Genomic DNA, 576 nt, shown 5'->3' with positions numbered 1-576 from the left:
CCATTGGGCGCTGCCACTATATCTGGACGATGGGCGGCATTCGCGTTAGGATCCACAGTAATTTGCGCCTGTAACGCTGAAGGGGCTAACAAACAAGAAAAACCAAGTCCCCCAAATAAAACCTTTTTGAGCATCGTACTGGAGACCAAAACACCTAATAAAGCTGCTCTTTCTGCTCTCTTCTCATATCTCATACTTTAACTCCCCAATAAAAAATGCTTAAAGTTCCATTGTTAATGTCATAAAAAATGTTCCTGATTTTTTGTGCTTAACTGTGCTCCAAAAAATACTGGAATAACTGGCATCAAGAGAGACCATGCCTCCCGCAAGCTTGACACCTGCTGTCCAACCGGCAAGCTGATCACTCTTAATCCCATACAAAACTTGCGAAAACACACGCCCATAATCCAAACCAACATAAGGGCGAAGTTCTCCAAAAACCTTTTTGAAGGTCGCGTGATTGCTCCACGGAATGGTGCGTAGCAACAAATCATTCCGGCTAAAAAAACCGTTATTGCCAAAAAGCAAACTCTCACGCGTGCCACGAACATTGGAAGCACCCCCCAACGAAATCTG

2 protein-coding genes are annotated in these 576 nt (G+C 44.3%); both read right to left on the bottom strand.

Annotated elements, in window-relative coordinates; all coding sequences use genetic code 11:
• The coding region (locus tag ACFIM6_RS10165; protein ID WP_375612704.1) for a hypothetical protein at nucleotides 1-194 on the bottom strand (194 nt) is incomplete at its 3' end.
• A gap of 25 nt (nucleotides 195-219) precedes the next feature.
• Nucleotides 220-576: ShlB/FhaC/HecB family hemolysin secretion/activation protein (locus ACFIM6_RS10160; protein WP_375612703.1), on the bottom strand; the 357-nt coding region annotated here is incomplete at its 5' end.

It is taken from the genome of Bartonella sp. AA9NXGY, from assembly GCF_042196845.1.
Taxonomy (GTDB): Bacteria; Pseudomonadota; Alphaproteobacteria; order Rhizobiales; family Rhizobiaceae; genus Bartonella.
The sequence above is the reverse complement of the archived record's forward strand: the minus strand, read 5'-3'. Positions and strand labels throughout refer to the sequence as shown.